Source organism: Micromonospora sp. NPDC049257, assembly GCF_040678915.1.
Taxonomy (GTDB): domain Bacteria; phylum Actinomycetota; class Actinomycetes; order Mycobacteriales; family Micromonosporaceae; genus Micromonospora; species Micromonospora antibiotica.
Window position 1 is genome coordinate 308,799 of sequence record NZ_JBFAQU010000003.1, and the last position, 17,526, is coordinate 326,324.

Sequence of the window (17,526 nt, forward strand, 5' to 3'; positions counted from 1 at the left end):
GACGACAGCGGCGGTGTGACCCCTGGTTCGGCAGCTGCCCTCCGTAGACGGACCACGGCGGCGTGAACCGCCGAGACGAGCACAGCTCGGCACCGCCCCCTGCCGGACATCCCCATCCGGACACGCCCCGACCGGGTCGGCGACGAGGGGGCGCGGACGAGGCTGCCAGCGCCCGGCAGGGGGCGGGCCCGGACGCTCCTCAGCGGGCCCTACTCAGGGGCCCGCAGGGCAGAGAGCCGCAGGGCAGAGAGGCCTGATGACCGGTCAGGTGGCCGGGGAATCGGCAGGCTGCCGGGCGGTCACCAGGTCGCCGAGCCGCGCCCGTCCGCCGTCGAACGCGGTCAGCACCCAGACCCCGTCCTCCAGCAGCGCCATCGAGTGCTCGACGTGCACCGCCATCGACCGGTCCCGGGTGACCACCGTCCACCCATCGGACAACTCGACGGTACGTGGGGAACCCATCGTGATCATCGGCTCGATCGCCAACGCCATGCCCGGCACCAGCCGGGGACCCTTGCCGGGGCGGCCGTGGTTGAGCACGTGCGGGTCCTGGTGCATCTCGGTGCCGATGCCGTGGCCGCCGTAGCCCTCGACGATGCCGTACCGGCCACCCCGACGGACCGCGGTCTCGACGGCGTGCGAGATGTCGGTGAGCCGGCCCCGGCCGTTCGCGGCACCCCGGGCGGCGGCGGCGATCCCGGCCCACATGGCGTCCTCAGCGACCGACGCCATCTTCAGCAGCGCCGGGTCGACCTCGCCCACCCCGACGGTGACCGCCGCGTCGCCGTGCCAGCCGTCCAGCACCGCGCCGCAGTCGATCGAGATCAGGTCGCCCTCCCGGAGCAACTGGTCCGCTGCCGGGATCGCGTGCACCACCTGCTCGTTGACCGACGAGCAGATCGAGGCGGGAAAGCCGTGGTAGCCCTTGAACGAGGGGACCGCGCCCGCCTCCCGGATGGTCGCCTCGGCGATCGCGTCGAGGTCGGCCGTACTGACCCCGGGGGCGACTGCCGCGCTCATCCGACGCAGGGCCTCGGCGACCACCAGGCCGGCGGCGCGCATCTTCTGAATCTGGTCAGGGGTCTTCAGCTGGATGTCCAGCTGGGCACGGCGCATGGAGCAGTCACCTTTCGTTGCCGATTACACAGCGCAACAGCGGGGTACGTGGCGTACCCCGCTGTTCGCACTCTATCCGCCGGGCTGCGGCGGGCGGTCAGCCGCCGTACGAGCGCAGCGCGTCGATGGCCCGGACGGTGACGTCCTCCACCGGGCCGGTCGCGTCGATCCCGACCAGCTTGTTCTGGGCGCCGTAGTAGTCGACCAGCGGCGCGGTCTTGTCGGCGTACTCCCGCAGGCGGGCCGCGATGGTCTCCGGCTTGTCGTCGTCGCGCTGGAACAGCTCGGCGCCGCACCGGTCGCAGATGCCGTCCTTGGTGGTGGCGTCGAACTCGACGTGCCAGATCTTGCCGCAACCCCGGCAGGTGCGCCGACCGGAGAGCCGCCGGATCACCTCGTCGTCGTCGACCACCAGCTCCAGCACCAGATCCAGGGCGGTGCCCAGGTCGGCGAGGAGCTTGTCCAGCGCGGCGGCCTGCGGCGTGGTGCGCGGGAAGCCGTCGAGCAGGAAACCCTCGGAGGCGTCCGGCTCGGCGAGCCGGTCCCGGACCATGTTGATGGTCACCTCGTCCGGAACCAGCTTGCCCGCGTCCATGTACCGCTTCGCCTCGACCCCCAGGGGCGTCCCCTGGGAGACGTTGGCCCGGAAGATGTCACCGGTGGAGATCTTCGGCACCGAGAGGTGTGCGGCGATGAACTCCGCCTGTGTGCCCTTGCCCGCGCCCGGCGGGCCAACCAGAACGAGTCGCATCTACCGCAGGAACCCTTCGTAGTTCCGCTGCATGAGTTGGCTCTCGATCTGCTTCACGGTCTCCAGACCGACGCCGACCATGATGAGCACAGCGGTGCCGCCGAACGGGAAGTTCTGGAACTGCTGGCTGTTCAGCCAGATGAAGAAGAAGTTCGGCAGGACCGCCACGATGCCCAGGTAGAGCGCGCCCGGCAGGGTGATCCGGCTGAGGATGAAGTCGAGGTAGTCGGCGGTCGGCTTGCCGGGGCGGATGCCCGGCACGAAGCCGCCGTACTTCTTCATGTTGTCCGCGACCTCGGTCGGGTTGAACGTGATCGAGACGTAGAAGTACGTGAAGAAGATGATCAGCAGGAAGTAGATCACGATGTGCAGCGGCGCGTCGGCCTGCACGATGTTGTTCTGGATCCAGGCCTGGGTCTTCCCCGGGTCGGTCTGGTCGAAGAACTGGAGCGCCAGCTGCGGCAGGTAGAGCAGCGACGAGGCGAAGATGACCGGGATGACACCGGCCTGGTTCACCTTGAGCGGGATGTAGGTGGAGGTGCCGCCGTACATCCGCCGGCCGATCATCCGCTTGGCGTACTGCACCGGGATGCGGCGCTGCGCCTGCTCGATGAAGCAGACCGCGGTGATGACCACCAGGACCAGGGCGAGCACCAGGGCGAACTTGCCCCAGCCCTCGTTGGTCTTGATCTTCCAGCCCTCGCTGGGGAGCCGGGCCGCGATCGAGGTGAAGATCAGGACGGACATGCCGTTGCCGACGCCCCGGTCGGTGATCAGCTCGCCGAGCCACATCACCATGCCGGTGCCGGCGGTCATCGTCATGACCAGGATGCTGAGGGTCAGCCAGTCCGGGATGCCGGTGCCCTCGGGCACGATCGGGAACTGGTCGCAGCGGTTCTGGAACAGCTGGCCGGAACGGGCCAGCGCCACGAACGCCGACGACTGGAGGATGCCCAGGCCGAGGGTCAGGTAGCGGGTGTACTGGGTGATCTTCGCCTGGCCGGCCTGGCCCTCCTTGCGGAGCTGCTCCAGCCGGGGGATGACCACTGTCAGCAGTTGCAGGATGATCGACGCGGTGATGTAGGGCATGATGCCCAGCGCGAAGACCGAGAGCTGCAACAGCGCGCCGCCGGAGAACAGGTCGAGCAGGTTGAGCACGCCCGTGTTCTGGCCCTGCAGACTGTCGAGACACTTCTGCACGTTGCCGTACGAGACGCCGGGGCTGGGCAGAGTGGCGCCGAGCCGGTAGACCGCGATGATGCCTACTGTGAACAGCAGCTTCTTGCGCAGGTCAGGCGTACGGAACGCACTGAGAAAGGCGGACAGCAACTTCTTCCTCCTGCGCGCGGGCCGCCCGGTGGTGGTCCCTGGCGGGTCGGGGTGGGTGCCGGGCGAGTGCCCGATATCCATGGCTGGGAAGGGACTCTAACAGCCCGATCCCGCTCCGGGCAGGTGTGCCCGGCTACATAAACCGAATCCGATGTTACCCGGCGCACAGGCTCCGGGGAGACCAGGGCGCCCGCCCAGTTACGGAGAACTGAGCGGGCGCCCTGGTTTGCCTGTCCTACAGCTCGGTGACCGAGCCGCCGGCGGCGGTGATCTTCTCCTTGGCCGACGCGCTGAACGCCTGCGCCGACACCTGGAGGGTCACCCCGCCGAGATCGCCGGTGCCGAGGATCTTGACCGGGTGGCCCTTGCGGACCGCGCCGGCCTCGACCAGCTCCAGCGGGCCGACCTGGCCGCCGTTGGGGAACAGTTCGGCGAGCCGGTCCAGGTTGACCACCTGGAAGACGACCTTGAACTTGTTCTTGAAGCCCTTCATCTTCGGCAGGCGCATGTGGATGGGCATCTGCCCACCCTCGAACGCCGCCGAGATGTTCTTACGGGCCTTGGAGCCCTTGGTGCCGCGACCGGCGGTCTTGCCCTTGGAGCCCTCACCGCGACCCACCCGGGTCTTCGCGGTCTTGGCGCCCGGGGCCGGACGCAGGTGGTGAACCTTGATCGTCATTACTCGACCTCCTCGACCTTCACGAGGTGGCTGACCGCGAAGATCATGCCCCGAATCTCGGGACGGTCCTCCTTGACCACCACGTCGTTGATCCGCTTCAGGCCGAGCGAACGCAGCGAGTGCCGCTGGTTCTGCTTACGCCCGATCGCGGACCGGAGCTGGGTGACCTTCAGGCGTGCCATCAGGACGCCACCCCCGCCCGCGACGCCAGCATGGCGGCCGGCGCGACGTCCTCGACCGGCAGGCCACGACGGGCCGCGACGGCCTCCGGGGACTCGAGCCCCTTCAGCGCCGCCACCGTGGCGTGCACGATGTTGATGGGGTTGGACGAGCCGAGGCTCTTGGAGAGCACGTCGTGGATGCCCGCGCACTCCAGCACGGCACGCACCGGGCCACCGGCGATGACTCCGGTACCGGCGGACGCCGGCTTGAGCAGCACGACGCCGGCCGCGGCCTCACCCTGGATCGGGTGCGGGATCGACTGACCGATCCGCGGCACCTTGAAGAAGTGCTTCTTGGCCTCCTCGACGCCCTTGGCGATCGCCGCGGGCACCTCCTTGGCCTTCCCGTAGCCCACGCCGACCGTGCCGTCGCCGTCGCCCACGATCACCAGGGCGGTGAAGCTGAAGCGACGACCACCCTTCACGACCTTGGCGACGCGGTTGATCGCGACGACCCGCTCGAGGTGCGGGGTCTTCTCGACGGGCGCGTTTCCGCGGCCGCCCTCACGGCGGTTGTCGCGGCGACCACCCTCGTTGCCACCGGACCCGCCGCCACGGCGCTGTTGACCTGGCATCAGCAGCCTTCCTTATCTCTCGTGACGGGGTTTCTAGAACTCGAGCCCGGCTTCGCGGGCGGCGTCGGCAAGCGCGGCGACCCGCCCCGCGTACCGGTTGCCACCGCGGTCGAAGACGACCTTGGACACACCGGCCGCCTTGGCCCGCTCGGCGAGCAGACCGCCGACCTTGCCGGCCAGGGCGCTCTTGTCGCCGTCCGTACCGCGCAGCGACGCGTCCAGGGTCGAGGCCGACGCCAGGGTGTGACCCTTGGTGTCGTCGACGATCTGGGCGACGATGTGCCGCAGGGAGCGGGTGACCACCAGGCGGGGACGCTCGGCGGTGCCGCTGACGTTCTTGCGGACCCGGAAGTGTCGACGCGCACGGCCGACGGCGCGCTTGGCGGCGACGCCGCGGCGGCGCTTGAGCAGCGTGGCGCTCACTTCTTACCTGCCTTTCCGGCCTTGCGGCGGATGACCTCGCCCTGGTACTTGACGCCCTTGCCCTTGTAGGGCTCCGGCGGGCGGATCTTCCGGATGTTGGCGGCGACCTCACCGACCTGCTGCTTGTCGATGCCGGCCACGTGGAACAGGGTCGGCCGCTCCACCGTGAAGGTGATGCCGTCCGGCGCGGGGACCAGCACCGGGTGCGAGAACCCGAGCGCGAACTCGAGGTCCTTGCCCTTGGCCGTGACCCGGTAACCGGTGCCGGCGATCTCCAGGCTCTTGCGGTAGCCCTCGGTCACGCCGACGATCATGTTGGCGACCAGGGTACGGCTCAGGCCGTGCAGTTCCTTGGCCTTGCGCTCGTCGTTCGGCCGGTTGACGTGCAACTGGCCGTCCTCGCCCCGCTCCGCCTTGATCGGCTCGGCGAGCGTGTGCGACAGCTCGCCCTTGGGGCCCTTGACCTTGACGGTCTGGCCCTCGATCGTGATGTCGACGCCGGAAGGCACCGGGATCGACTTACGTCCAATACGCGACATTTCTACCTGTCTCCCGTTACCAGACGAAGGCGAGGACTTCCCCGCCAACGCTCCGCTTGCGGGCCTGCCGGTCGGTGAGCAGCCCCTGGGACGTCGAAATGATCGCCACGCCCAGCCCGCCGAGCACCCGCGGGAGCCCGTCCGACTTGGCGTACACCCGGAGACCGGGCTTGGACACGCGCTTGATGCCGGCCAGGCTCCGCTCCCGGTTCTGGCCGTACTTCAGCTCGACGACCAGTCGCTTGCCGACGGCACCCTCTTCGGGCTCCTCGACCAACCAGGTGGCGATGTAACCCTCGGCCTTGAGGACCTCGGCGATGTTCGCCTTGATCTTCGAGTAGGGCATCGTCACCCGGTCGTGGTACGCCTGGTTGGCGTTACGCAGACGCGTGAGCATGTCTGCGATCGGGTCGGTCATCGTCATGAAATTCGTCAACCTTTCTCGCCGGGGTTCCCCGGGCACGGCCCGGGGCCTACGGCGAAGAGACAGTTCAGCTGACGCGCGAAGCGCGCCGGGCTATTACCAGGAAGCCTTGGACACGCCGGGCAGCTCACCGCGGTGGGCCATCTCCCGGATGCACACCCGGCAGAGACCGAACTTGCGGTAGACCGCCTTCGGACGCCCGCACCGCTGGCAGCGGGTGTACGCGCGAACCGAGAACTTCGGCTTCGCGGCGGCCTTGAGGATCAGCGCCTTCTTGGCCATCTCAGTTCTCCTTGAACGGGAAGCCCAGGAGCTTGAGCAGCGCCCGGCCCTCGTCGTCGGTCGTGGCGGTCGTGACCACCGTGATGTCCATGCCCCGCTGGCGATCGATCCGGTCCTGGTCGATCTCGTGGAACACCGACTGCTCGGTCAGGCCGAACGTGTAGTTGCCGTGCCCGTCCAGCTTGCGTCCGTCGAGGCCGCGGAAGTCACGGATACGCGGCAGCGCGATCGACAGCAGTCGGTCCAGGAACTCCCACATCCGGTCGCCGCGCAGGGTCACCTTCGCGCCGATCGGCATGCCCTCACGCAGCTTGAACTGCGCGATCGACTTGGTGGCCCGCCGCACCTGCGGCTTCTGGCCGGTGATCGTGGCCAGGTCGCGCACGGCGCCGTCGATCAGCTTGGCGTCGCGGGCGGCCTCGCCGACGCCCATGTTGACGACGATCTTGACCAACCGCGGCACCTGCATGGGGTTGCCGAAGTTGTGCTGCTCCTGCAGCTTGGCCACGATCTCGTTGCGGTACCGCTCCTTGAGGCGCGGCAGGGTCTTGGTTTCGGTAGCCGTGGTCATCACAGGTCCTTACCGGTGCTACGCGCGATGCGGACCTTCTGGCCGTTGTCGTCGAAGCGGTAACCGACCCGGGTCGGCTTCCCGTCGGAGTCCAGGACCTGCACGTTCGAGACGTGGATCGGGGCCTCCTGGGTGACGATGCCACCGGTCTTGGCGCCACGCTGGGTGGTGCTGATACGGGTGTGCTTCTTGACCCGGTTCACGCCTTCGACGAGGACCTTGTCCTGCCGTGGGTAGGCCGCGATGACCTTGCCCTTGGCACCCTTGTCCTTGCCGGCGATGACGATGACCGTGTCGCCCTTCTTGACCTTCACGGTCACAACACCTCCGGCGCGAGGGAAATGATCTTCATGAACCGCTTGTCCCGCAGCTCACGACCCACCGGGCCGAAGATACGGGTCCCGCGCGGGTCCCCGCCGTCCTTGATGATGACGGCGGCGTTCTCGTCGAAACGGATGTACGAGCCGTCCGGCCGCCGCTTCTCCTTGGCGGTGCGGACGACGACGGCCTTGACGACGTCGCCCTTCTTCACACCGGCACCCGGGATCGCGTCCTTGACGGTGGCCACGATGACGTCGCCGATGCTCGCGTAGCGCCGACCGGAGCCACCGAGAACCCGGATGCACAGGATCTCCCGGGCACCCGTGTTGTCGGCGACGCGCAGTCGCGACTCCTGCTGAATCACGTCTATCTCCTATGTCTGCCGGTTCTCCGGCCGCCCGTCGAGGGCGGCCGGAGCCTGGCGGAACCTGCGCCCGACCGAAACCGGCCGAGCTCGAGCCTTCGCTACTTGGCCTTCTCGAGGATCTCCACGATGCGCCAACGCTTGGTGGCGGACAGCGGCCGGGTCTCCATGATCAGGACCCGGTCGCCGATGCCGGCGGCGTTCGGCTCGTCGTGCACCTTCAGCTTGCGGGTACGACGCATGATCTTGCCGTACAACGCGTGCTTGACGCGGTCCTCGACCTCGACCACGACGGTCTTGTCCATCTTGTCGCTGACCACCAGGCCCTCACGAACCTTACGGCGGGCCCGTACGTCGGCGGTGGTGTTCTCGGTCTCGCTCATGATGCAGTCACCTCAGTCGGCGCGGCCGAGAGACCCAGCTCGCGCTCACGCATGATCGTGTAGATCCGGGCGATCTCCCGACGGATGACCTGCAACCGCCGGTTGTTGTCCAGCTGACCGGTGGCGGCCTGCACGCGGAGGTTGAACAGCTCCGCCTTGGCCTCGCGCAGCTTCGTGACCAGCTCCTCCTCGGAGAGCTCACGCAGCTCGGAAGGCTTGACGCCCGCTGCCATCAGGATTCACCCACTTCGCGCGTAACAATGCGGCACTTCATCGGGAGCTTGTGGATCGCGCGACGCATCGCCTCTCGCGCGATCTGCTCGTTGGGGAAGGACATCTCGAAGAGCACCCGCCCCGGCTTGACATTCGCGACCCACCACTCGGGCGAGCCCTTACCGGAACCCATCCGGGTCTCGGCCGGCTTCTTGGTGAGGGCCTGGTCCGGGAAGACCGTGATCCAGACCTTGCCACCACGCTTGATGTGCCGGGTCATGGCGATACGTGCCGACTCGATCTGCCGGTTCGTCACGTACGCCGGCTCGAGAGCCTGGATCCCGAACTCGCCGAACACCACCCGGTTACCGCCCTTGGACGCGCCGTGGCGGTCCGGGTGGTGCGGCTTGCGGAAGCCCTTCGGGGGCTTGCGCGGCATCAGCATCTGTCAGCCCTCCTGCTGCGTTTCTGCCGGCTGGGTGGCGGCCGCGGCGACAGCGGAACTGTCGACGGGCTCGCCACTCGGCGTCTCGGCCTGCTGCGCGATGGTGGTCGCGGCAGCCCGGCCGGCCTCGGTACCGCCGGCGGTCGTACCGGACGAACCCGACCGGCCACGACGCGGCCGCTCGGGCCGGTCGCCACGCTCACCACGACGCGGGCGGGACGGACCGGCCTCGGCCGGGGCCTCCCGGCCCGGGACGGCGTCGCCCTTGTAGATCCAGACCTTCACGCCGATCCGGCCGAAGGTGGTACGGGCCTCGAAGAAGCCGTACTCGATGTTGGCCCGCAGCGTGTGCAGCGGGACCCGACCCTCGCGGTAGAACTCCGTGCGGCTCATCTCGGCGCCACCGAGGCGGCCCGAGACCTGCACCCGGATGCCCTTGCAGACGGGGTTCTTCATCGCCGACTGCATCGACTTGCGCATGGCCCGACGGAAGCTGACCCGGCTGGAGAGCTGCTCGGCGACACCCTGGGCGACCAGCTGCGCGTCCGACTCGGGGTTCTTCACCTCGATGATGTTCAGCTGCACCTGCTTGCCGGTGAGCTTCTCCAGCTCGCCGCGGATCCGGTCGGCCTCCGCACCCTTACGGCCGATGACGATGCCCGGCCGGGCGGTGTGGATGTCGACCCGGACGCGGTCCCGGGTGCGCTCGATGTCGACCTTGGAGATGCCGGCGCGCTCGAGCCCCTTGGACATCATCCGGCGGATCTTGACGTCCTCGCCGATGTAGTCCTTGTAGAGCTTGTCCGCGAACCAGCGGGACTTCCAGTCGGTCGAGATGCCGAGCCGGAATCCAGTGGGGTGAACCTTCTGACCCATTACTCGGCACCCTCCGTCTTACTTTCGGTCGCCGCGGGCTCGGCCTGCTGCGCCGGTGCCGCCTTCTTCGCCGCGGACTTCTTCGGCGCGGCCGGCGCGACCGCCTCGACCGCCACGGTGATGTGGCAGGTGCGCTTGCGGATCCGGTACGCCCGGCCCTGCGCCCGCGGCCGGAACCGCTTCATCGTCGGGCCCTCGTCGACGAACGCCTCGCTGACGAGCAGCGCGTCGGGGTCCAGCCGCTCGTTGTTCTCCGCGTTGGCGATCGCGCTCGCGAGCACCTTGTACACCTGCTCACTCGCCGCCTGCGGCGCGAACTGCAGCACCGTGAGCGCCTCCTTCGCGGGCAGGCCGCGGACGAGGTTGACCACCCGGCGCGCCTTCATCGGCGAGATGCGCACGTGTCGCGCAACCGCCCGCGCGCCCGGAAGCACCGGAGCGTCGCCCTTTCCTGGCATCGCTGTAACCCCTTGTTCCTCTATCCGTATGCCCGCGGCGTCAGCGCCGGCGGCTCTTCCGGTCGTCCTTCTCGTGACCCTTGAACGTGCGGGTCAGCGCGAACTCGCCGAGCTTGTGCCCGACCATGGCCTCGGTCACGAACACCGGGACGTGCTTGCGTCCGTCGTGCACGGCGATCGTGTGCCCGAGCATCTCGGGGATGATCGTCGAGCGGCGCGACCAGGTCTTGATGACGTTCTTCGAGCCCTTGTCGTTCTGCGTCTCCACCTTCTTGAGCAGGTGGTCGTCGATGAACGGGCCCTTCTTCAGGCTGCGAGGCATGCTCTATCTCCCTCAGCCGCGCTTACGCGTGGCGTAGCGGCGGCGGACGATCAGCCGGTCGCTCGGCTGGCCCTTACGACGGGTGCGGCCCTCGGGCTTACCCTGCGGGTTCACCGGGTGACGACCACCGGAGGTCTTACCCTCACCACCACCGTGCGGGTGGTCGACCGGGTTCATCGCGACACCACGGACGGTCGGGCGCTTGCCCTTCCAGCGCATCCGGCCGGCCTTGCCCCAGTTGATGTTCGACTGGTCGGCGTTGCCGATCTCGCCGATGCTGGCGCGGCAGCGCACGTCGACCCGCCGGATTTCACCGGACGGCATCCGGAGGGTCGCGTAGACGCCCTCCCGGCCGAGCAGCTGGATGCCGACGCCGGCCGAACGGGCCAGCTTGGCGCCGCCGCCCGGACGCAGCTCCACGTTGTGGATGGTGGTACCCACCGGGATGTTGCGCAGCGGCAGGTTGTTGCCCGGCTTGATGTCGGCGCCCGGACCGGACTCGACCCGGTCGCCCTGCTTCATGTCCTTCGGCGCGAGGATGTAGCGCTTCTCGCCGTCGGCGTAGTGCAGCAGCGCGATGCGCGCGGTGCGGTTCGGGTCGTACTCGATGTGCGCGACCTTCGCCGGCACGCCGTCCTTGTCGACCCGCTTGAAGTCGATCAGGCGGTACTGCCGCTTGTGACCGCCGCCGTGGTGCCGGGTGGTGATCCGGCCGTGGGCGTTGCGGCCACCCTTCTTGGGCAGCGGAGCCAGCAGGGACTTCTCCGGCGTGGACCGGGTGATCTCGGCGAAGTCGGCGACGCTGGAGCCGCGTCGGCCCGGCGTCGTCGGCTTGTACTTACGGATAGCCATTGTCTACACCCCTCAGCTGACCGGGCCGCCGAAGGCCTCGATACGGTCACCGTCAGCCAGCTTCACGATCGCCCGCTTGGTCGCCTTGCGCTGACCGAAGCCGGTCTTGGTGCGCTTGCGCTTGCCCTGGCGGTTGAGCGTGTTGACCGTCAGGACGCGGACGTTGAAGATCTGCTGGATAGCGATCTTGATCTCGGTCTTGTTCGCGTCCGGGTGCACCAGGAAGGTGTACCAGTTCCGGTTCAGCTCGCTGTAGCTCTTCTCCGAGACGACCGGCGCGACGATGATGTCCCGCGGGTCGGCGATCGTGCTCACTTGCCACCCTCCTCGGTGGTCTCGGCGGCGGACTCGGCCGCAGGGCCGTCCTCCGCGGGCACGCCCAGGAACTCGTCCAGGGCGTCCTTGGTGAAGACCACGTCGTCGGCCACCAGCACGTCGTACGTGTTGAGCTGGCCGGACTCGATCAGGTGCACCCGCGGCTCGTTGCGCAGCGACACCCAGTTCAGCTCGTCGGTGCTGCTCAGCACGACCAGGACCCGACGGGCCTCGGTCAGCTTGGCCAGCGTCGCCAGGGCCGCCTTGGTCGACGGCTTCTCGCCCGAGACGAACGCCTCGACGACGTGCACCTGGCCGGCGCGGGCCCGGTCGGAGAGGGCGCCACGCAGGGCGGCGGCCTTCATCTTCTTCGGGGTCCGCTGGCTGTAGTCGCGCGGCGTCGGGCCGTGGACCACGCCACCGCCGGCGAACTGCGGCGCGCGGATCGAGCCCTGCCGGGCCCGACCGGTGCCCTTCTGCTTGTACGGCTTCTTGCCGCCACCGGCGACCTCGCCGCGGGTCTTGACCTTGTGGGTGCCCTGCCGGGCCGCCGCGAGCTGAGCCACCACGACCTGGTGCATCAGCGCGATGTTGGCCTGGACGTCGAAGATGTCGGCGGGCAGCTCGACGGAGCCGCTCGTGGCGCCTTCGGCGTTGCGGACGTCAACGGTGGTCACTTGGCCACACCGCCCTTCTTCACCTTCGTCTTGGCCGCGGTGCGGACCAGGACCAGCGCGCCCTTGGGGCCGGGGATGGCACCACGGACGAGCAGGAGGTTGTTCTCGGTGTCGACCGCCTGGACGGTCAGGTTCTGGACGGTGTAGCGCACGCCACCCATCCGGCCCGCCATCCGGGTGCCCTTGAAGACGCGACCCGGGGTCGCGCAGGCGCCGATGGAGCCCGGCGAGCGGTGCTTGCGCTCGACACCGTGGCTGGCGCGCAGGCCGTGGAAGCCGTGCCGCTTCATCGGGCCGGCGTAGCCCTTGCCCTTGGTCTTGCCGGTGACGTCGATGGTCACGCCGACCGGGAACTCCTCGACCGTGACCTCCTGGCCCAGCGAGTAGTCCGCGGCGTTCGAGGTGCGCAGCTCGACGATGTGCCGGCGCGGCGCCACGTCCGCCTTGGCGTAGTGCCCGGCGAGCGGCTTCTTGGCCTTACGCGGGTCGATCGTGCCGTAGGCGAGCTGGACCGCGGAGTAACCGTCCTTCTCGGCGCTACGCACCTGGCTGACGACGCACGGGCCGGCCTGAACCACGGTCACGGGCACAACCTTGTTGTTGTCCCAGACCTGGGTCATACCGAGCTTGGCGCCCAGGATCCCCTTGACTTGCCTGTCCATTTGTCCGGTCCCTACAGCTTGATCTCGATGTCGACGCCAGCCGGCAGGTCGAGGCGCATGAGCGAGTCGACCGTCTTCGGGGTCGGGTCGATGATGTCGATCAGCCGCTTGTGCGTACGCATCTCGAAGTGCTCGCGCGAGTCCTTGTACTTGTGCGGCGAGCGGATGACGCAGAAACGGTTGATCTCCGTGGGCAGCGGCACCGGGCCCGCGACCTGCGCCCCGGTGCGCGTCACCGTCTCGACGATCTTCCGCGCCGAGGAGTCGACGACCTCGTGGTCATAGGCCTTGAGCCGGATGCGGATCTTCTGTCCCGCCATGGTGGCTTCTGTTCCTTCTCTCGATGCCGCTGTGTTGCGGGTGCCTGTACCGGCTGGCACAGGACCGCTTCGCCGACCCCCGCGGTCGGGCGTGTCGCGCCCTCGGACCAGGCTCCGCCCCGGGTCTCCGGAGCAGCTATCTGGTCACCCGGTGGGTCTGGACGCCGATCGCATCACAGCGATCTGGACGCCGTGCGAGGGTGGTTGACCGCCAGGGGCGATCAACCACCCTACGCGCGATTGTCAGTGTCCCGGAGGTCCAACTTACGCCGGACACGGGCGACTAACCGTCGTTACGCAACCTGACCAGTATGCCGCACGACCGGCGGCAACGCTAATCGGGGTTACCTAGTTCACTTGATGATCTTGGTGACGCGACCCGCGCCGACCGTACGACCACCCTCGCGGATCGCGAACTTGAGGTTGTCCTCCATCGCGATGGGCTGGATGAGCTTCACGGCCATCGTGGTGTTGTCGCCCGGCATGACCATCTCGGTGCCCTCGGGGAGGGTGACGACACCGGTGACGTCCGTGGTCCGGAAGTAGAACTGCGGACGGTAGTTCTGGAAGAACGGGGTGTGCCGGCCGCCCTCCTCCTTGGAGAGGATGTAGACCGTCGCCTCGAACTCCGTGTGCGGGGTGCTGGTGCCCGGCTTGACGACCACCATGCCGCGCTCGACGTCCTCGCGCTTGATGCCACGCAGCAGCAGACCGACGTTCTCGCCCGCGCGGGCCTCGTCGAGCAGCTTGCGGAACATCTCGATGCCGGTGCAGACCGTCTTCTGCGACTTCTCGCGGATGCCGACGATCTCCACCTCCTCGTTCGGCTTGAGGATGCCGCGCTCGGCGCGACCGGTGACGACCGTGCCACGACCGGTGATCGTGAAGACGTCCTCGATCGGCATCAGGAACGGCTTCTCGGTCTCACGCTCGGGCTGCGGGATCGCGGTGTCGACCGCGTTCATCAGCTCCAGCAGGCGACCGGTCCACTCGGGGTCACCCTCGAGGGCCTTCAGCGCCGAGACCCGGACGACCGGCAGGTCGTCACCCGGGTACTCCTGCGCCGACAGCAGCTCGCGGACCTCGAGCTCGACGAGCTCCAGGAGCTCCTCGTCGTCGACCATGTCGCTCTTGTTGAGCGCCACGACGATGTACGGCACACCGACCTGACGGGCCAGCAGCACGTGCTCGCGGGTCTGCGGCATCGGGCCGTCGGTCGCCGCGACCACCAGGATCGCGCCGTCCATCTGCGCGGCACCGGTGATCATGTTCTTGATGTAGTCGGCGTGCCCGGGGCAGTCGACGTGCGCGTAGTGCCGCGCCTCGGTCTGGTACTCGACGTGTGCGATCGAGATCGTGATACCGCGGGCCTTCTCCTCCGGCGCCTTGTCGATCTCGTCGAACGGCGTGTACGGGTTGAGGTCCGGGTACTGGTCGTGCAGGACCTTGGTGATGGCCGCCGTCAGCGTCGTCTTACCGTGGTCGATGTGACCAATGGTGCCGATGTTGACGTGCGGCTTAGTCCGCTCGAACTTAGCCTTCGCCACTGGTGTCCTCCTGTGGACTTCTTGGTTCGCGCCCCGGCGCGCCGGACGGCGCTTAGGACTCTGTCGACAGCCTTTCCGGCCTGCGGCCGGAGAGCTTGGTGGGTTCTGCGGCGATGAAGCCTACAGGCCCGGATTCATCCAACCCGACCGAGGTGGTCGCGGACGGGATTCCCGCCCGCGACCTGCCCCGACTCACCGGATCAGCAGCGGATGAGCGTCACTCACCCGTCGCCTTGGCGATGATCTCCTTCGCCACGCTCTGCGGAACCTCGGCGTAGGAGTCGAACTGCATGCTGTAGCTAGCCCGGCCCTGGGTCTTCGACCGCAGGTCGCCGACGTAGCCGAACATCTCCGACAACGGCACCAGGGCCCTCACGATGCGGGCGCCACTGCGCTCCTCCATCGCCTGGATGATGCCGCGGCGGGAGTTGAGGTCGCCGATGACGTCACCCATGTTCTCCTCAGGAGTGGTGACCTCAACGGCCATCATCGGCTCGAGCAATGCCGGGTCGGCCTTGCGGGCCGCGTCCTTCATCACCATCGAGCCGGCGATCTTGAATGCCATTTCCGACGAGTCGACCTCGTGGTACTGGCCGTCCAGCAGGGTCAGCTTGACGCCGACCAGCGGGAAGCCCGCGAGGATGCCGTACTGCATGGCGTCCTGCGCACCGGCGTCGACCGACGGGATGAACTCCCGCGGGATACGACCACCGCTGACCGCGTTGGCGAACTCGTAGGTCGGCGACTCGTTGTCCAGCGGCAGCGGCTCGATGCTCACGATGACGCGGGCGTACTGGCCGGAGCCACCGGTCTGCTTCTTGTGCGTGTACTCGACCTTCTCCACCTTGCGGCGGATGGTCTCGCGGTAGGCCACCTGCGGCTTGCCGACGTTGGCCTCGACGTTGAACTCGCGACGCATCCGGTCGACCAGGATGTCCAGGTGCAGCTCGCCCATGCCGGAGATGACCGTCTGGCCGGTCTCCTCGTCGAGCCGGACCCGGAAGGTCGGGTCCTCCTCGGCCAGCCGCTGGATCGCGGTGCCGAGCTTCTCCTGGTCGGACTTGGTCTTCGGCTCGATCGCCACCGAGATGACCGGCTCCGGGAAGGTCATCGACTCCAGGATCACCGGGTTCGCCGGGTCGGAGAGCGTGTCGCCGGTGGTGGTCTGCTTGAGACCCTGCACCGCGATGATGTCGCCGGCCTGCGCCGACGGACGCTCTTCCCGCTTGTTGGCGTGCATCTGGTAGATCTTGCCGATCCGCTCCTTGCGGTCCTTGGTGGAGTTGACCACCTGGGAGCCGGACTCGAGCAGGCCGGAGTAGACCCGGACGTAGGTGAGCTTGCCGAGGTGCTTGTCCGTCTGGATCTTGAAGGCCAGACCGGAGAACGGCTCGTTCTTCGACGGCTTACGCACCATCGGGGTCTCGCCGTCGGTGGCCGTACCCTCGATCGCCGGGACGTCCAGCGGCGACGGCAGGAAGTCGACCACGGCGTCGAGCATGGGCTGCACGCCCTTGTTCTTGAACGCCGAGCCGCACAGCACCGGGTTGGCCTTGCTGGCGATGGTGGCCCGCCGGATGGCGGCCTTGATCTCCTCGACGGAGATCTCCTCGCCCTCCAGGTACTTCTCCATCACCGCGTCGTCGACGTCGGCCAGGGTCTCCATCAGCTTCTCGCGCCATTCGGCCGCGGAGTCGGCCAGGTCGGCCGGGATCTCCTCGATCGCGTAGTCCTCACCCTTCTGGGTCTCCCCGCGCCAGGTGAGGGCGCGCATGCCGATCAGGTCGACGACACCGATGTGGTCGCCCTCGAGCCCGATCGGGATCTGGAGCACCAGCGGGGTGGCGTTGAGCCGGTCGATCATCATCTGCACGCAGCGGAAGAAGTCCGCGCCCGTACGGTCGAGCTTGTTGACGAAGCACATCCGCGGGACGTGGTACTTGTCGGCCTGCCGCCAGACGTTCTCCGTCTGCGGCTCCACGCCGGCCACGCCGTCGTAGACCGCGACCGCACCATCCAGCACCCGCAGCGACCGCTCGACCTCGACCGTGAAGTCGACGTGACCAGGCGTGTCGATGATCTGGATCGTGTGGCCCTTCCACTCACACTTGGTGGCAGCGGAGGTGATCGTGATGCCACGCTCCTGCTCCTGCTCCATCCAGTCCATGACGGCAGCGCCCTCGTGGACCTCACCGATCTTGTAGGTGATACCGGTGTAGAACAGGATCCGCTCGGTGGTCGTGGTCTTACCGGCATCGATGTGCGCCATGATGCCGATGTTGCGTACGTTGGCGAGCGCGTCTGCGGCGGCCACTTCAATCCCTACTTATCGTCGTCTCGACTCGACCGATGGCGGTTCCGGCGCCGGTCCGGCGCCGGAACCAGGCTGTTACCAGCGGTAGTGCGCGAAGGCCTTGTTGGACTCCGCCATCTTGTGGGTGTCCTCGCGCCGCTTGACGGCGGCACCCAGACCGTTGCTCGCGTCCAGCAGCTCGTTCATCAGCCGCTCGATCATGGTCTTTTCGCGGCGGGCCTTGGAGTAGGTCACCAGCCAGCGCAGACCGAGGGTGGTCGCGCGGGCCGGGCGGACCTCGACCGGCACCTGGTAGGTGGCGCCACCGACCCGGCGGCTGCGCACCTCCAGGGTCGGCTTGACGTTGTCCATCGCCCGCTTGAGGGTGACGACCGGGTCGGTGCCGCTCTTCTCGCGGCAGCCCTCCAGGGCCGCGTACACGATGCGCTCGGCGAGCTGACGCTTACCGCGCATCAGGATCTTGTTGACCAGCTGGGTGACCAGAGGCGAGTTGTACACCGGGTCAGCGACCAGCGGCTTCCGCGGAGCGGGTCCCTTACGCGGCATG

General features: G+C 68.0%; 27 protein-coding genes. All 27 read right to left on the reverse strand.

From position 1 onward, the window contains the following. Positions 1 to 264: 264 nt before the first annotated feature. The 27 genes from map to rpsG all read right to left on the reverse strand — a co-directional run bounded on the left by map (position 265) and on the right by rpsG (position 17,525). The gene (gene map / locus AB0K25_RS07600; RefSeq protein WP_357537865.1) at positions 265 to 1,116 is read right to left on the reverse strand and encodes a type I methionyl aminopeptidase; all 852 of its coding nucleotides are present in this window, start codon (positions 1,114 to 1,116) and stop codon (positions 265 to 267) included. Between the two features lie 97 nt (positions 1,117 to 1,213). Continuing rightward, positions 1,214 to 1,867 (reverse strand): adenylate kinase, encoded by a 654-nt coding sequence (locus tag AB0K25_RS07605; RefSeq protein WP_091241987.1) that lies wholly within the window; start codon positions 1,865 to 1,867, stop codon positions 1,214 to 1,216. Next, a complete protein-coding gene (gene secY, locus AB0K25_RS07610; RefSeq protein ID WP_208568320.1) occupies positions 1,868 to 3,196 on the reverse strand; it encodes a preprotein translocase subunit SecY in 1,329 nt (442 codons plus the stop codon). 235 nt (positions 3,197 to 3,431) lie between these two features. Then, entirely contained in the window at positions 3,432 to 3,875 is a 444-nt protein-coding gene (rplO, locus tag AB0K25_RS07615; RefSeq protein WP_088646994.1) for a 50S ribosomal protein L15, read from the reverse strand. After that, a complete protein-coding gene (rpmD, locus tag AB0K25_RS07620; RefSeq protein ID WP_067301451.1) occupies positions 3,875 to 4,057 on the reverse strand; it encodes a 50S ribosomal protein L30 in 183 nt (60 codons plus the stop codon). The genes rplO and rpmD overlap by 1 nt, the downstream gene beginning before the upstream one ends. Next, a complete protein-coding gene (gene rpsE / locus AB0K25_RS07625; protein WP_088646996.1) occupies positions 4,057 to 4,671 on the reverse strand; it encodes a 30S ribosomal protein S5 in 615 nt (204 codons plus the stop codon). The genes rpmD and rpsE overlap by 1 nt, the downstream gene beginning before the upstream one ends. A 33-nt stretch (positions 4,672 to 4,704) precedes the next feature. Further along, complete coding sequence (gene rplR, locus AB0K25_RS07630; RefSeq protein WP_208568202.1) at positions 4,705 to 5,094, reverse strand: 50S ribosomal protein L18; 390 nt, start codon at positions 5,092 to 5,094, stop codon at positions 4,705 to 4,707. Further along, positions 5,091 to 5,633 (reverse strand): 50S ribosomal protein L6, encoded by a 543-nt coding sequence (rplF, locus tag AB0K25_RS07635; RefSeq protein WP_208568203.1) that lies wholly within the window; start codon positions 5,631 to 5,633, stop codon positions 5,091 to 5,093. The genes rplR and rplF overlap by 4 nt, the downstream gene beginning before the upstream one ends. A gap of 16 nt (positions 5,634 to 5,649) precedes the next feature. Further along, complete coding sequence (gene rpsH / locus AB0K25_RS07640; protein WP_067301438.1) at positions 5,650 to 6,057, reverse strand: 30S ribosomal protein S8; 408 nt, start codon at positions 6,055 to 6,057, stop codon at positions 5,650 to 5,652. Positions 6,058 to 6,153: 96 nt separating this feature from the next. After that, positions 6,154 to 6,339 carry a type Z 30S ribosomal protein S14 gene (locus AB0K25_RS07645; RefSeq protein WP_007073023.1) on the reverse strand — a complete coding sequence of 62 codons (186 nt, stop codon included), beginning with the start codon at positions 6,337 to 6,339 and terminating at the stop codon, positions 6,154 to 6,156. 1 nt (position 6,340) lies between these two features. Next, entirely contained in the window at positions 6,341 to 6,910 is a 570-nt protein-coding gene (gene rplE, locus AB0K25_RS07650) for a 50S ribosomal protein L5 (RefSeq protein WP_204957695.1), read from the reverse strand. After that, complete coding sequence (rplX, locus tag AB0K25_RS07655) at positions 6,910 to 7,230, reverse strand: 50S ribosomal protein L24 (protein WP_208568204.1); 321 nt, start codon at positions 7,228 to 7,230, stop codon at positions 6,910 to 6,912. Before rplX ends, rplE begins: the two co-directional genes overlap by 1 nt. After that, positions 7,227 to 7,595: a 50S ribosomal protein L14 gene (rplN, locus tag AB0K25_RS07660; protein WP_007073026.1), complete on the reverse strand. Its 369-nt coding sequence runs from the start codon at positions 7,593 to 7,595 to the stop codon at positions 7,227 to 7,229. Before rplN ends, rplX begins: the two co-directional genes overlap by 4 nt. A 101-nt stretch (positions 7,596 to 7,696) precedes the next feature. Next, positions 7,697 to 7,978 (reverse strand): 30S ribosomal protein S17, encoded by a 282-nt coding sequence (rpsQ, locus tag AB0K25_RS07665; protein WP_208568205.1) that lies wholly within the window; start codon positions 7,976 to 7,978, stop codon positions 7,697 to 7,699. Beyond that, positions 7,975 to 8,211 (reverse strand): 50S ribosomal protein L29, encoded by a 237-nt coding sequence (rpmC, locus tag AB0K25_RS07670; RefSeq protein WP_013288628.1) that lies wholly within the window; start codon positions 8,209 to 8,211, stop codon positions 7,975 to 7,977. Before rpmC ends, rpsQ begins: the two co-directional genes overlap by 4 nt. Further along, on the reverse strand, positions 8,211 to 8,636 hold the full coding sequence (gene rplP / locus AB0K25_RS07675) for a 50S ribosomal protein L16 (protein ID WP_088647000.1): 426 nt from the start codon (positions 8,634 to 8,636) through the stop codon (positions 8,211 to 8,213). The genes rpmC and rplP overlap by 1 nt, the downstream gene beginning before the upstream one ends. A 3-nt stretch (positions 8,637 to 8,639) precedes the next feature. Beyond that, positions 8,640 to 9,512 carry a 30S ribosomal protein S3 gene (gene rpsC / locus AB0K25_RS07680; RefSeq protein WP_088647001.1) on the reverse strand — a complete coding sequence of 291 codons (873 nt, stop codon included), beginning with the start codon at positions 9,510 to 9,512 and terminating at the stop codon, positions 8,640 to 8,642. Continuing rightward, on the reverse strand, positions 9,512 to 9,970 hold the full coding sequence (rplV, locus tag AB0K25_RS07685) for a 50S ribosomal protein L22 (protein WP_088647002.1): 459 nt from the start codon (positions 9,968 to 9,970) through the stop codon (positions 9,512 to 9,514). The genes rpsC and rplV overlap by 1 nt, the downstream gene beginning before the upstream one ends. A 40-nt stretch (positions 9,971 to 10,010) precedes the next feature. Next, entirely contained in the window at positions 10,011 to 10,292 is a 282-nt protein-coding gene (gene rpsS, locus AB0K25_RS07690) for a 30S ribosomal protein S19 (RefSeq protein ID WP_088647003.1), read from the reverse strand. 12 nt (positions 10,293 to 10,304) lie between these two features. Then, positions 10,305 to 11,144 (reverse strand): 50S ribosomal protein L2, encoded by an 840-nt coding sequence (rplB, locus tag AB0K25_RS07695; protein ID WP_091242024.1) that lies wholly within the window; start codon positions 11,142 to 11,144, stop codon positions 10,305 to 10,307. 12 nt (positions 11,145 to 11,156) lie between these two features. Beyond that, positions 11,157 to 11,459 carry a 50S ribosomal protein L23 gene (gene rplW / locus AB0K25_RS07700; RefSeq protein ID WP_007465304.1) on the reverse strand — a complete coding sequence of 101 codons (303 nt, stop codon included), beginning with the start codon at positions 11,457 to 11,459 and terminating at the stop codon, positions 11,157 to 11,159. Then, on the reverse strand, positions 11,456 to 12,136 hold the full coding sequence (rplD, locus tag AB0K25_RS07705; protein WP_208568206.1) for a 50S ribosomal protein L4: 681 nt from the start codon (positions 12,134 to 12,136) through the stop codon (positions 11,456 to 11,458). The genes rplW and rplD overlap by 4 nt, the downstream gene beginning before the upstream one ends. Then, entirely contained in the window at positions 12,133 to 12,798 is a 666-nt protein-coding gene (gene rplC / locus AB0K25_RS07710; protein WP_208568207.1) for a 50S ribosomal protein L3, read from the reverse strand. Before rplC ends, rplD begins: the two co-directional genes overlap by 4 nt. 11 nt (positions 12,799 to 12,809) lie before the next feature. Next, positions 12,810 to 13,118 (reverse strand): 30S ribosomal protein S10, encoded by a 309-nt coding sequence (rpsJ, locus tag AB0K25_RS07715; RefSeq protein WP_007073037.1) that lies wholly within the window; start codon positions 13,116 to 13,118, stop codon positions 12,810 to 12,812. A 353-nt stretch (positions 13,119 to 13,471) separates the two neighbouring features. Beyond that, the gene (gene tuf, locus AB0K25_RS07720) at positions 13,472 to 14,665 is read right to left on the reverse strand and encodes an elongation factor Tu (RefSeq protein WP_204924855.1); all 1,194 of its coding nucleotides are present in this window, start codon (positions 14,663 to 14,665) and stop codon (positions 13,472 to 13,474) included. A 217-nt stretch (positions 14,666 to 14,882) separates the two neighbouring features. Beyond that, on the reverse strand, positions 14,883 to 16,979 hold the full coding sequence (gene fusA / locus AB0K25_RS07725) for an elongation factor G (protein ID WP_208568208.1): 2,097 nt from the start codon (positions 16,977 to 16,979) through the stop codon (positions 14,883 to 14,885). A gap of 75 nt (positions 16,980 to 17,054) precedes the next feature. After that, positions 17,055 to 17,525 carry a 30S ribosomal protein S7 gene (gene rpsG / locus AB0K25_RS07730; RefSeq protein WP_091242043.1) on the reverse strand — a complete coding sequence of 157 codons (471 nt, stop codon included), beginning with the start codon at positions 17,523 to 17,525 and terminating at the stop codon, positions 17,055 to 17,057. Position 17,526 lies beyond the last annotated feature (1 nt).